Genomic DNA, 12,919 nt, shown 5'->3' with positions numbered 1-12,919 from the left:
GGCGAGCAGCGCGGCCAGGCCACCGGTGACGGCGGCGACGAGCGAGTGGCCGGCGAGTCCGCACACGGCCACCGCGAGGCCGATGCCGAGGACGGCCCGGACGGCGCTGCGCAGCCGCAGCCGCCCCGGGTCCCGGGCCACGAACGCTCTCTTCAGCACGAATGCTCCCCGCCTCTGCCGCCGGCTCTGTGTTCCGGCATGAAAAAGGCGCCGCGGAGGTCCGCAGCGCCATCGACAGGTACATCAGAGCATCCATCGGCCTGTTGGCTCAAATTGAGCTCCAAACACTGAGCCATTGGCTCGCCGTATCGCTTCTCCGGAACACCACCAGCCGACCAACGGACCACCCGATGTCGCGCCCACCGCACATGGGGCCTCCACGGACCACCCCCCGGCGGGACCCCGCAGCAACCCGCTCAGGACGGCATGGACACACCTGGTTGACATGACTACGCTCACCCTTGGTCTAGACCGCAGAACTCTCCGGACATCACCCCACATCTCCAGGAGCTACGTATGCGCAGAAGGATCACCTCCTTACTGGCCGGGCTCGGCCTGGCCGGTGCGGCACTGTTCGCCACCTCCGGCAGCGCCCAGAGCCACGGCTACACCGACTCCCCCATCAGCCGCCAGCAGCTCTGCGGGATCGGCACCGTCAAGCACTGCGGGCAGATCCAGTGGGAGCCCCCGAGCGTCGAGGGCCCCAAGGGCTTCCCCACCCGCGGACCGGCCGACGGCCACATCTGCTCGGGCGGCATCGGCCGGTTCTCCGAACTCGACGACCCGCGGGGCGGCGCCTGGCCCGCCACCAAGGTCACCGCCGGTCAGAACTACACGTTCAACTGGCGGATAGAGGCCCGGCACGCCACGACCGACTTCCGCTACTACATCACCAAGGACGGCTACGACCCGGCCAAGCCGCTCACCCGGGCCGACCTGGACCCGCAGCCGTTCCTCACCGTCCCCTTCGGCGGCCGGCTGCCCGGCTCGACCGTGAGCCACTCGGGCGTGCTGCCACAGAAGTCCGGCAAGCACCTGATCCTCGGCGTCTGGACGATCTCCGACACCGGGAACGCCTTCTACGCCTGCTCCGACGTCCAGTTCTGACGTCCCGCCGCCGCCCCGGGCCAGTACGGGGCGGCGGCCCGCCGGTGCGCCATTGGTACAGTCGCTGCCCCGACCGACGTACCAGGAAGAGGCCGGCGGACCATGGCGGTGGACGCGCTCGACACCCGGATTCTGCGGCTGCTCATCGAACAGCCGCACACCTCCGTGCGCGAGTACGCACGGATCCTCTCCATCGCCCGGGGCACCCTCCAGGCCCGCATCGACCGGCTGGAACGGGACGGTGTGATCACCGGCAGCGGCCCGTCCCTCTCGCCCGCCGCGCTCGGCCACCCGGTGCTCGCCTTTGTGCACCTGGAGGTCACGCAGGGGCATCTCGACGATGTGGGCGAGGCGCTCGCCGCCGTGCCGGAGATCGTCGAAGCCTTCTCGACCACGGGCGGCGGCGACCTGCTGACCCGGGTGGTGGCCCGGGACAACGGCCATCTGGAAGACGTGATCCAGCAGCTGATCCAGCTGCCGGGCGTGGTCAGGACCCGGACCGAGGTGGCCCTGCGCGAGCGGGTGCCGCACCGGCTGCTGCCTCTGGTCGAATCGGTGGGCCGGGCGGCGGCGGGTGGCCCGGAGTGATCAGCGGCTGAGAGCATGGCCACCATGAACTCATCACGCGCACAGGCCCCTTCGGTCCTCTTCGACCTGGACGGCACGCTGGTGGACAGCGAGCCGAACGCCTACGAGTCGGCGCGGCTGCTGCTGGAGCGGTACGGAGTACCGGACTTCACCTGGGAGCAGAACGCCCGGTTCCTCGGAATCAGCAACCGCGAGGCGCTGACCGTGCTGCGCACCGAGTACGGCATCGCGGCCTCCGTCGACGAACTGGTGACGGGTCAGGACGCCATCTATCTGGAGCTGGCGCGCACCTCGACCGAGGCCTTCCCCGAGATGCGGAAGTTCGTGGAGATGCTGCACGCGCGCGGCGCCGCCATGGCGGTGGCGTCGGGCTCGCCACGGGCCGCGATAGAGACCGTGCTGAAGAGCACCGGCCTCGGCGCGTATCTCACCGAGTACGTGTCCGCCGAGGAGGTGGCGCACGGGAAACCGGCACCGGACGTCTTCCTGGAGGCGGCACGGCGCCTCGGCGTCGCACCGGCCGGCTGTGTGGTGGTGGAGGATGCCGCGCCGGGCGCCGCGGCGGCTCGGGCGGCGGGCATGCGCTGCATCGCGGTCCCCTACGTCCCGGCGACGGCCGGCGATCCGGCGTTCGCGGCGGCGGATCTGCTCTTCCCCGGCGGCCAGGGCGAGTTCAGCGCGCAGGCCGCTTGCGCATGGCTGCTGCCCTGATCCGTTCCGACGCCGGCCGACGGTCGTCCGGAGGCCGCGCGCCGGATATCCTGATCTTGCTGCGTGTCCCCCACCCCGTCTGTTCCCGATGAGGTCGCAGCCGCGGCAGTCGAAGCGGTCCTCGGCCCGAGATATTGGATAGGTGTGCGCAGGTGCTGGTTGCTGGTCGGTACCGATTGATATCCGCCATCGGTCGTGGCGGGATGGGCGAGGTCTGGCGCGCCACGGACGAGGTCCTCGGCAGGGCCGTCGCCGTGAAGCTGCTGCTGGGGGAGCACGCCGACGAGTCGGCCACCGCTCGCTTCCGGCTGGAGGCCCAGACCGCCGCCCGGCTGAGCCATCCGCATCTGGTGGCGGTGTTCGACTTCGGGTCCTGGGAGGACCGACTCTTCCTCGTGATGGAGCTCGTCGAGGGCAGGAGCCTCGCCGATCTGCTGCTGGCTCAGGAACGGCTGGACCCGGAACAGGTCGCCCGCATCGCGGGCCAGGCCGCCGCCGGGCTGGCCGCGGCCCACCGGCAGGGCATAGTCCACCGGGACATCAAGCCCGGAAACCTGATGCTGGACGCGGAGGGCGCCGTCAAGATCGGTGACTTCGGCATCGCCCAGTTCGTCGACGATCCCTCCGCCGCGCTCACCACCACGGGCCACATCGTCGGCACGAGCCTGTACCTCGCACCGGAGCGGGCCCTGGGCCGTACGGCCGACGCCGCGTCCGACATGTACTCCCTCGGCTGCGTGATCTACCAACTGCTGCTCGGTCAGCCGCCGTTCCGCTCGGACACCCCGACCGCCACCCTCTACCAGCACGTGGACACACCTCCCGTGCCACTGCGCCGGCGCGGGGTCGAGATGTCCGCCGCCTTCGACTCGTACCTGCTGGGGCTGCTCGCGAAGCAGCCCGAGGACCGGCCGACGGCCCAGCAGGTCGCCGACTGGTTCAACAGCGAGGCCTGGCGGGGGCAGGCGGAGCCGCTGCCGATGCACCGGCCCGCTCCCCCGCGCGCACCGGCCGCGCCCTACGCGCCGCCGCCGTCCCCGGCCCCGCACCGCTCCGGGTCCGGTGAGGACTCCGGGGCTCCGACGACCTACCGGCTGCCCCAGGCGGCCGGCGGTCACGGGCGGCGCGCGGCGGGCCGGTCCAGGAACGCCCGGCGGCGTACCACCCGCGAGGCGATAAGACGCCGCCCGAGAGTGGCCAGCGCCGTCGCGGGCACGGTCGCCTTCCTCGCCGCCGTGTACCTGGGGATGAGCCTGTTCTCCCCCGATTCCAGTTCGGCCACCACCCCGGACGACCTCACCTCGACGAGCGGTGCGGAGTCCCCGGCGCCCGAAGAGGGCCGGTAGCCGCGTCCGTTACCAGCGGCCGTGAACCGCCGCGCAGATCCTGCGGTCGTAGAGGTCACGCACCGCGTCGAGCGTCTGCTGCGGCAGCGGCGCCGACGCCGCCGCGGACGCGTTGGCGCGGGCCTGCTCCACCGAACGCGCACCGGGGATCACACTGGTGACGCCCGGCTGCTGGATGATCCAGCGCAGTGCGGTCTGCGCCGGAGTCGCTCCCTGGGGAGCGAGTGCGGCGAATTCGGCCGCCGCGGCCACCCCGGTCGGGTACTCGATACCGGAGAAGGTCTCGCCCTGGTCGAACGCCTCCCCGTGCCGGTTGTACGTGCGGTGGTCCTCCGGGGCGAAGACGGTGTCCTCGGTGTACTTGCCGGAGAGCAGCCCGGAGGCGAGCGGCACGCGCGCGACGATGCCGACACCGGCGGCGCGCGCGGCCGGAAGCACCTCGTCCAGCGGCTTGAGGCGGAACGGGTTGAGGATGATCTGGACGCTCGCGACACCGGGGCGGGCGATGGCCGTCAGCGCCTCGGCGCACGTTTCGACACTCACCCCGTAGGCAGCGATCCGCTTCTCGGCGACCAGGGTGTCGAGGGCGTCGTAGACCGCGTCCGAGGAGTAGACGGCGGTGGGCGGGCAGTGCAGTTGCACGAGGTCGAGGGTGTCGGCGCCGAGGTTGGAACGCGAACGGTCGTTCCAGGCACGGAAGTTGTCCAGGACGTAGTTCTCCGGCACCTGTTCGGCGCGCCGGCCCATCTTCGTCGCGACGAGGACCCGCGCGTCCGGACGCTCCTTCAGATAGCGGCCGATGAGCTGTTCACTGCGGCCGTCCCCGTACACATCCGCGGTGTCGAAGAAGGTGACGCCCGACTCGACGGCCGCGTCGAGCACGCCGAAGGCATCGGCCTCCCGCACCTCGCCCCAGTCCCCGCCGAGCTGCCATGTGCCCTGTCCGACGACCGATACGCCGCGTCCGGTCCTGCCCAGTTCGCGCTGCTCCATGAGAATCATGCTACGTCGGTACGCAGACCGGCCGGGGATCGTTCGACGCGGCCTCTCCCCGGACCCGGACGGCGTCCGGGTCCGGGAGCCGGTGACGGCCTGGTGGCTCCCGTCCGCCACGGCGGCCGACGGCGTGGATCAGCCGGCGTCCTGCCCGAGTTCCGTGAGCAGCCGCAGCTCGTCCTCGGTGAGCCGCAGGGCCGCCGCCGCCACGTTCTCGGTGAGGTGATCGGGGTTACCGGTGCCCGGGATGGCGAGTACGTGCGGGCCGCGCTGGAGCGTCCAGGCCACTCGGACCTGGGCGGGCGAGGCGCCGTGGGCGCCGGCGACGGCCGACACCGCCTCGCTCTCGGCGGCCGCGGCCGCGGCCGCCCCGGTCTCGCGGCCCTCGCCGGCGATGGCGTAGAACGGCACGAATGCGATGCCCTGCTCCCCGCAGATCCGGAGCACTTCGTCGGAGTCCGCACGGCGGGTGGCTATGCCGTACCGGTTCTGGACACAGACGACCGGCGCGATGGGCAGGGCCTCGGCGATCTGGTCGGCCCCGACGTTGGAGAGCCCCAGGTGGCGGATGAGCCCCTCCTTCCGCAGCTCGGCCAGCGCGCCGAACCTGTCGGCGATCTGGTCGGCCCCGACGTTGGAGAGCCCCAGGTGGCGGATGAGCCCCTCCTTCCGCAGCTCGGCCAGCGCGCCGAACCTGTCGGCGATCGAGGCGGGCCCGTTCATGCGCAGGTTCACCACGTCGAGATGGTCGCGGCCGAGCTGACGGAGGTTCTCCTCGACCTGGCCGCGCAGGTCCTCCGGCCGGGCCCAGTCCAGCCAGTCGCCCGACGGACCCCGGCCGGGGCCGACCTTGGTGGTGATGACCAGGTCGTCGGGGTACGGGCCCAGCGCCCGGTTGATCAGCTCGTTGGCCGAGCGCATCGGTGAGAAGTAGAAGGCCGCGGTGTCGAGGTGGTTCACACCGAGGTCAACGGCGCGGCGCAGCACGGCGATGGCCCGGTCCCGGTCGTGCGGGGTGCGGTCGGTGGTGAGCGCCGCACCGTTCTGGGTCAGACGCATGGTGCCGAAGCCCATGCGGTTGACGGTCAGGTCGCCCAGCTGCCAGGTACCGGCGGCCGCTGCGGTGGTTGTTTCCGAAGTCATGGCTGTCGTCTTCCTCGTTGGTGGCGGGCCGGAGTCGGCCACATGACGGAACGTCAGGATGGCTTGCATAATTGACTGACAGGTGATACAGTTAAAGTGGATATTTTCGTTGCATGATCATGTAACGCGGGTGCATACTAACCCCGCTCGACGGATCCGTCCACCCCTCTCACAGCCCTCCGGCGTCCGGCACTCCACGGCGCCGGCCTTTCGCGAGCCACCCAACCACCGCACCGCCCCCCGGCGTTCCTGTGTGCCTGCTGTGCGATCCCACCAGGGCGACTTGACCAGACTTGCCAACTCCCTTCGAGACGGCCGCAGTTCGTTGACGAGGTCATGGCGACGTGTGAGTGTTCGGTCGCTCGATCACGGACACCACCTGGGCGGACGGCCGACGGCCGCCGCGTGGGCGGGTGCGTCTCCCCACGCCGCCGCCCGTGATCGAGGTCCCCACGAACCGAGGAGCCTCGATGAAACGCAGACCGATGACGGCCGGGACAACCCTGGCCGTCCTCGCCGGAATGCTGGTCGCCACGAGTGGTCAGTCAGCTTCCGCGGAACCGTCTCCCCCCGCCCCCACCCCGCTCGCGGTTGCTGTGTCGGCCGCCGACCGGGCAGCCGCCAGCGGCCTCGACGCCCTGGCGAAGGGGCCCGAGGAGCGCTACGAACGGCAGAACGTGACCCCCTGGGTCAACGGGCTCTACTCGATCGCCTACCAACGCACCTACCGCGGCCTGCCGGTGGTCGGCGGCGACGCCGTCGTGGTGGCGGACTCCAAGGGACGGGTCCGCGGCGCGCAGTCGGCGGTCTCCCGACGCATCAACGTACCCACCGCCGCGACCGTTTCGGCCGGAAAGGCCGAGGCCGCCGCGCGCAAGAAGCTGAAATCCGTGGAGCGGGTGGACAGTCACCGGCTGGTCGTCCGGGCCACCGGAATGAAGTCCCGGCTGGCCTGGGAGACCGTGCTGACCGGCCGTACCGCGAAGGCGCCCAGCCATCTGCACGTCTTCGTCGACGCGGGCACCGGCGCGGTGCTCGACAGCTATGACGACGTCAAGGCCGGAACCGGCAACAGCCAGTGGAACGGGCCCTCCCCGCTGTCCATCAACACCACATCCTCGGGCGGCAGTTACTCACTTCGTGACCCCGGCAGGCCGGGGCTGAGCTGCGCCGACTACAGCACGGGCGGCGTCTTCACCAAATCCTCCGACTCCTGGGGCACCGGCAGCGCCTCCAGCAAGGAGACCGGCTGCGTCGATGTCATGTGGGCGGCGCAGCACGAGTGGGACATGCTGCGCGACTGGCTGGGCCGCAACGGTCACGACGGCAACGGCCGCAGCTGGCCGGTCAAGGTCGGGCTGAACGACGTGAACGCCTACTGGGACGGTTCCACCATCTCCATAGGCCACAACAACGCCAACCAGTGGATCGGGGCCATGGACGTCGTGGGCCACGAGTTCGGCCACGGCATCGACCAGTACACGCCCGGCGGGGCCAACAACGAGTCCGGTCTCGGCGAGGCCACCGGCGACATCATGGGGGCGCTCACCGAGGCGTACACCAACGAGCCGACCCCGTACGACGACCCGGACTACACCGTCGGCGAGAAGATCAACCTCGTGGGCAACGGGCCGATCCGGATCATGTACAACCCGGGGCAGATCGGCGACCCGAACTGCTACAGCTCCTCCATACCCAGCACCGAGGAGCACGCGGCGGCCGGTCCGCTGAACCACTGGTTCTACCTGCTGGCCGAGGGCTCCAGCCCCGGCGGCGGCAAGCCGTCCAGCCCGACGTGCAACAGCTCCTCGGTCACCGGCGTGGGCATCCAGAGTGCCGGCAAGGTCTTCTACGGCGGCATGCTGCTCAAGACCAGCGGCATGACGTACAAGCGCTACCGCACGGCCACGCTCACCTCGGCCAAGACCCTCGACGCCACCTGCGTGCTGTTCAACCGGGCGAAGGCGGCCTGGGACGCCGTCAGTGTCCCCGCCCAGAGCGGTGACCCGACCTGCACCCCGAGCGGCAACAACGACTTCTCGATGTCCCTGGACCCGTCCGCCGGCTCGGTGAAGCCGGGCAACTCGGTGACGTCCACGGTCAGGACGACCGTCAGTTCCGGAAGCGCGCAGACGGTGAACCTGTCCGCGACCGGTCAGCCGAGCGGTGTGAGCGTCTCCTTCAGCCCCTCCGCCGTGCAGTCCGGTGCGACCTCGGCCATGACCGTCTCGACGACGTCGGCCGCCGCACCCGGGACCTACACGCTCACCGTGAAGGGCGCCGGCACCCAGGACCACACCGCGCAGTACACCCTGACCGTCAATGACGGCGGCGGCACTCCGGGCGGCACGCCTCCGGACATCAGCGTCGCCAATGTGCAGTCCCATCTGTCGCAGCTCAGCACCGTCGCCTCGCAGAACGGCGGCAACCGGCGGGCCGGCAGCGCCGGTTACACCGCCTCGCTCGCCTATGTGAAGGGCAAGCTGCAGGCGGCCGGCTACACCGTCAGCGAGCAGACCTGCGGCAGCTGCACCTACGCGGGCAAGAACCTGATCGCGGACTGGCCGGGCGGTCCGACGGACCGGACCGTGATGTTCGGCGCCCACCTGGACAGCGTCAGCGCCGGGCCCGGGATCAATGACAACGGCTCCGGCTCGGCCACCCTGCTGGAGAACGCCCTCGCGCTGGCCCAGCAGAACCCGACGATGACCAAGCATGTGCGCTTCGCCTGGTGGAACGGCGAGGAGCAGGGCCTGCAGGGCTCCGAGTACTACGTCGGTCAGCTCAGCTCCGCCCAGCGCAGCGCCATCAGCGCGTACTACAACTTCGACATGGTCGCCTCCACCAACGGCGGCTACTTCATCAACAACCTCAACTCGGCCGCCTCGGCCCCGATGAAGGAGTACTGGGCCTCGCTCGGCCTGGCTCCGGAGGAGAACGTGGAGGGCCAGGGCCGCTCCGACGACTACTCCTTCCAGCAGGGCGGCATCGCCACCTCGGGTTACGCGACCGGCGCGAGCGACACCAAGACCTCGGCCCAGGCAGCCAAGTGGGGCGGTACCGCGGGCCGTTCGTACGACCCGTGCTACCACCAGTCGTGCGACACCACCAGCAACATCAACGCGACCGCTCTCGACCGCAGCGCCGACGGAGTCGCCTACACGCTGTGGAAGACGGCCGTCGGCACCACGGCACCGGCCGATGACTTCTCCGTCTCGGTGAACCCGGTCTCCGGAAACGTCCAGCCGGGTGCCTCGGCCACCGCGACCGTGTCGACGGCCACCACCAGCGGTTCCGGACAGAGCGTCCGGCTGACGGCCTCCGGTGCGCCGAGCGGGGTCACCGTCTCCTTCGCGCCGGCGACCGTGCAGTCGGGGTCCTCCTCGACGATGACCGTCTCGGCTGGGGCGCAGACCGCCGCGGGCACCTACACGCTCACGGTGACCGCGACGGGCACCGCCACCCACACCACCACCTACTCGCTGGTCGTCGGTGGCGGCGGCAACTGCCAGGCACGGCAGGTCGTCGCCAACGGCGGCTTCGAGAACGGCACGGCGCCGTGGACCCAGACGGACGGGGTCATCAACAACCGGACCTCGGAGAAGCCCGCGCACACCGGCGCCTACCAGGCATGGTTCGGCGGCTGGGGCAGCACCCACAGCGACAGCGCCTCGCAGTCACTGACCGTTCCGGCGGGCTGCTCGACGTACAAGCTGTCGTTCTTCGTGCGCACCGACACCGCCGAGTCCGCGGGCGACGCGACCGCCTACGACACGTTCACCGTGAAGCTGGGGTCGCGGACGCTGGCCACGTACTCGAATCTCGACGCGAGCAGCGGTTACGTCCAGCAGAGCTTCGACGTCGGCTCCGCCGCGGGGCAGACGGTGACGCTGGGGTTCACCAGTAAGGAGGACGCCTACCTCCAGACCAGCTTCGTCGTGGACGACGTCGCGCTCGACGTGAGCTGATTCTTCATCAGGGGCAGGGGCGGGGCGTGATCCACACGCCCCGCCCCCGGCGTTTCAGCGGACCACCGCGGCCAGTCTGCGGACGAAGTCGTCGGTCTCGGACCGGCCGCCGCCGCGGGCGGCCAGTCTGCCGTGCAGCCCGCGCAGTTCCTGGCCCAGCAGTGTCGACGGCGTCACTTCGGTGGTGTCGAGCACCGGACCGGCCACGGCCTGTGCCGCCGGCAGGTCGCCCGCGCAGGCATGGGCGTCGGCCATCCGCGCCAGGAACAGCATCCGGGCCGAGTGCATCCCGGCAGGCAGCAGTCCGAGCGCGGTGCCGGCCGCCGCGACCGCGCGCAGGGCGAACCGGCGGTCCCCGGTGGCCGCCGCGAGATCGCGCAGCGCGCCCGCCGCGCCCGACTCCACCCGCAGGCGCACCGAGGCCACGGAGAGCCAGGGCGCCTCCGTCTCGTCGCGCTCCTCGACCCGGTCCAGCTGGGACCGGGCGCGGTCGATGTGCCTCAGGGTCTGCGGAGCGTCCCCCCGCACCGCATGACCGCGCGCCTGGTACAGATCGCTCATGGCACCCGCCCAGGGCCGGCCCGCCGCGGCCTGCCGGATGGCCCCGCCGTACGCCAGCGCCGACGGCCCGTCACCCTCCAGCCGGGCCAGGGTGCTCATATCGCTCAGTGCCGCGACCTCGGTCCCCACGTGACCGGCCATGGCGGACCAGAGCAGCGACCGGTCGAGCCAGGCCATCGCGGTGCCGTTACGGCCCCACAACAGCCGCAGGCAGCCGGCCGACTGCGCGTACTCGGCCGCCAGCGGGGCGAGTTGGCGCTGGTAGGGGGCCGCGGGCAGCGCCATCCACCGGAGCATGGCGTGCAGCGTGCGTTCCACGACGGCGGTCGCGCCCGGCCAGGCACGCTCCTCGTCGGCGCGCAGACAGACGGCGAGCAGGGCGGTCAGCGCGTGCACGGTCTCGGTGTCCAGTGCGGGGTGGGACGAGGTGTCCGGGCTTAGGGCGCAGAAGGCGGCGTGCAGTTCGACGACGTCGGTCAGCGGGGGTACGGCGCAGCCGTCCCGGCTGTGCGCCGGGCAGACGAGTCCGTATGCGGGAAGGCCCGCGGGCAGCTCGGTTCCGGGTGGCAGCATCGCGAGCAGCGCGCCGCCCGCGGGCTCGCCGGGCAGCGGTCCGCGGCGGGCCGGGGTGTCCGCGGGATGCGGAGCGCCGCCCGCCCCGCCCGTGGCTGCCGCGGCCTCCCGGGCCTCGGCCGCCTCGCAGGCGGCCAGCAGGTCGCCGCCCGCCGTCAGCAGGTCGTCCAGCCTGCGGGCCAGGGGCAGCGGCGTCCGGCGGCTGCCGTGCTCGAGTTTGCTGATGGCGGTGTGGTCGTAGCCGACCCGGGCGCCCACCTGGGCCTGGGTCAGGCCGGCCCGCCTGCGCCACTGGCGCAACCGGACCCCGAAGGATCTCCATGCCTCCGCGCCACCGGGGTCCGACGGCGCGGGGCCCATGTCCGCGGTCACCGGTACCACCGTCGCGCCTGGTCAAGGGCGCCGCGCGTGTCACGCTCACGGCTCATGTCCCGGAGGATAGCGAGCACGCGCACCCGCTGTCCCGGGACGGCGGCAAGATGTCCGGTAACAGGCGCGGTGGCCTCCGGTGCCCAGATCCTCCGGCCCGCCACGGGTGCCGCCGGGCGGCGTCGGATTGCGGTGGCAACGGCACGCTTCACTTCGGTCACTCCCTGCGTACGCACCATCATCACCTGAATCGACGCCGCTCCAGATCTGCGGCTGCGGTGCTTTTAAGGCGTGCGGAACTCGGTCAATCGTGAGCTATCCGTCATCAACTCTTGTTCTCAATGTCGCCCGGCCAAGCGGGTGTTGCACACCTATTGACGCGTGGGGAACCAAGAGAGAAGTATCCCCATCGGCCGGAGAGAGCGCTCTCCGACTTCGTGTCGTGCACCCGTACCGCGACTCAGGAGACTTCCCCATGTACGCACCCCCCGTGTTCCACAGACCCGTGCCCTCGACCGGAAGAAGACGCACCGGCGTACTGACCGCCGTCGCCGGTCTCGTCATCTCACTCCTGGCCTTCGTCCCGTCGGCCCCGGCGAGCGCCGCACCCTCGCTGCTCTCCCAGGGCAAGACGGTGACCGCCTCCAGCCAGGAGAACTACGGCACCCCCGCCACCTCCGCCGTGGACGGCGACAACGGCACCCGCTGGTCGAGCGCCGCCGCCGACCCCCAGTGGATCGAGGTCGACCTGGGCTCCGCCGCCTCGGTCAGCCAGATCGCACTGAGGTGGGAGGCCGCCTACGCCAAGAGCTACAAGATCGAGTTCTCCACGGACAACAGCAGTTGGAGCACCGCCTACTCGACCACCACGGGTCCCGGCGGAAACGAGACCCTGAACGTCTCCGGCACCGCCCGTTACGTCCGGCTGACCGGCACCGCGCGGGCCACCCAGTACGGCTACTCGCTCTGGGAGTTCCAGGTCTTCGGCACCACCGGCGGAGGAGGCGGCCCGCAGATTCCCGGCGGCGGCGACCTCGGCCCCAACGTTCTGGTCTTCGACCCCTCGACGCCCAACATCCAGGCCAAGGTCGACGAGATCTTCAAGCAGCAGGAGTCGGCGCAGTTCGGCACCGGCCGCTACGCACTGATGTTCAAGCCGGGCACGTACAACAACCTCAACGCGCAGATCGGGTTCTACACCTCGATCGCCGGTCTCGGTCTCAAGCCCGACGACACCACGTTCAACGGTGATGTGACCGTCGACGCGGGCTGGTTCAACGGGAACGCCACACAGAACTTCTGGCGCTCCGCGGAGAACCTGGCGCTCAACCCAGTGAACGGCACCGACCGCTGGGCCGTTTCGCAGGCCGCGCCGTTCCGCCGGATGCACGTCAAGGGCGGACTCAACCTCGCGCCGAACGGCTACGGCTGGGCGAGCGGCGGGTACATCGCCGACAGCAAGATCGACGGCCAGGTCGGCCCGTACTCGCAGCAGCAGTGGTACACCCGCGACAGCTCGGTCGGCAGCTGGGGCAACGGCGTCTGGAACATGACCTT

General features: G+C 70.9%; 9 protein-coding genes and 1 pseudogene. 6 read left to right on the top strand and 4 right to left on the bottom strand.

The annotated features are described in order from the left end of the window. Positions 1-159: pseudogene (locus J1C73_RS34800) on the bottom strand (FUSC family protein); the annotation flags it as partial. Between the two features lie 357 nt (positions 160-516). On the opposite strand from J1C73_RS34800, the gene J1C73_RS12985 reads away from it, so the two are divergent. The 4 genes from J1C73_RS12985 to J1C73_RS12970 all read left to right on the top strand — a co-directional run bounded on the left by J1C73_RS12985 (position 517) and on the right by J1C73_RS12970 (position 3,752). Continuing rightward, entirely contained in the window at positions 517-1,107 is a 591-nt protein-coding gene (locus tag J1C73_RS12985) for a lytic polysaccharide monooxygenase auxiliary activity family 9 protein (protein ID WP_207316507.1), read from the top strand. A 102-nt stretch (positions 1,108-1,209) separates the two neighbouring features. Further along, positions 1,210-1,695 (top strand): Lrp/AsnC family transcriptional regulator, encoded by a 486-nt coding sequence (locus tag J1C73_RS12980; RefSeq protein WP_123467626.1) that lies wholly within the window; start codon positions 1,210-1,212, stop codon positions 1,693-1,695. 24 nt (positions 1,696-1,719) lie between these two features. Beyond that, complete coding sequence (locus tag J1C73_RS12975; RefSeq protein WP_207316506.1) at positions 1,720-2,406, top strand: HAD family hydrolase; 687 nt, start codon at positions 1,720-1,722, stop codon at positions 2,404-2,406. Between the two features lie 152 nt (positions 2,407-2,558). Further along, positions 2,559-3,752, top strand: coding sequence for a serine/threonine-protein kinase (locus J1C73_RS12970; RefSeq protein WP_207316505.1), 1,194 nt, complete (start codon positions 2,559-2,561; stop codon positions 3,750-3,752). A gap of 9 nt (positions 3,753-3,761) precedes the next feature. Here the strand turns inward: J1C73_RS12970 and J1C73_RS12965 are convergent, their stop codons facing one another. Both J1C73_RS12965 and J1C73_RS12960 read right to left on the bottom strand, forming a co-directional pair. Further along, positions 3,762-4,754, bottom strand: coding sequence for an aldo/keto reductase (locus J1C73_RS12965; protein ID WP_207316504.1), 993 nt, complete (start codon positions 4,752-4,754; stop codon positions 3,762-3,764). Between the two features lie 129 nt (positions 4,755-4,883). After that, entirely contained in the window at positions 4,884-5,891 is a 1,008-nt protein-coding gene (locus J1C73_RS12960; RefSeq protein ID WP_207316503.1) for an aldo/keto reductase, read from the bottom strand. Between the two features lie 485 nt (positions 5,892-6,376). On the opposite strand from J1C73_RS12960, the gene J1C73_RS12955 reads away from it, so the two are divergent. Then, positions 6,377-9,859, top strand: a complete 3,483-nt coding sequence (locus J1C73_RS12955) for a M28 family peptidase (protein WP_207316509.1) — start codon at positions 6,377-6,379, stop codon at positions 9,857-9,859. Between the two features lie 54 nt (positions 9,860-9,913). Here J1C73_RS12955 and J1C73_RS12950 read toward each other — a convergent pair whose 3' ends face one another. Next, on the bottom strand, positions 9,914-11,365 hold the full coding sequence (locus J1C73_RS12950) for a helix-turn-helix domain-containing protein (protein ID WP_307797682.1): 1,452 nt from the start codon (positions 11,363-11,365) through the stop codon (positions 9,914-9,916). Positions 11,366-11,837: 472 nt separating this feature from the next. Here J1C73_RS12950 and J1C73_RS12945 point away from each other — a divergent pair. Beyond that, positions 11,838-12,919, top strand: a 1,082-nt coding sequence (locus tag J1C73_RS12945; protein ID WP_207316502.1) for a discoidin domain-containing protein, incomplete at its 3' end; no start/stop codon positions are given.

The organism is Streptomyces laculatispora (assembly GCF_017353455.1).
Taxonomy (GTDB): Bacteria; Actinomycetota; Actinomycetes; order Streptomycetales; family Streptomycetaceae; genus Streptomyces; species Streptomyces laculatispora.
This window is presented reverse-complemented; position numbering and strand designations above follow the sequence as displayed.

What these genes read in the sequence shown, in the direction of transcription:
- J1C73_RS12985 (WP_207316507.1), top strand. Translation starts at nt 517, where the DNA reads ATGCGCAGAAGGATCACCTCCTTACTGGCCGGGCTCGGCCTGGCCGGT.
- J1C73_RS12980 (WP_123467626.1), top strand. Translation starts at nt 1,210, where the DNA reads ATGGCGGTGGACGCGCTCGACACCCGGATTCTGCGGCTGCTCATCGAA.
- J1C73_RS12975 (WP_207316506.1), top strand. Translation starts at nt 1,720, where the DNA reads ATGAACTCATCACGCGCACAGGCCCCTTCGGTCCTCTTCGACCTGGAC.
- J1C73_RS12965 (WP_207316504.1), bottom strand. Translation starts at nt 4,754, where the DNA reads ATGATTCTCATGGAGCAGCGCGAACTGGGCAGGACCGGACGCGGCGTA.
- J1C73_RS12960 (WP_207316503.1), bottom strand. Translation starts at nt 5,891, where the DNA reads ATGACTTCGGAAACAACCACCGCAGCGGCCGCCGGTACCTGGCAGCTG.
- J1C73_RS12955 (WP_207316509.1), top strand. Translation starts at nt 6,377, where the DNA reads ATGACGGCCGGGACAACCCTGGCCGTCCTCGCCGGAATGCTGGTCGCC.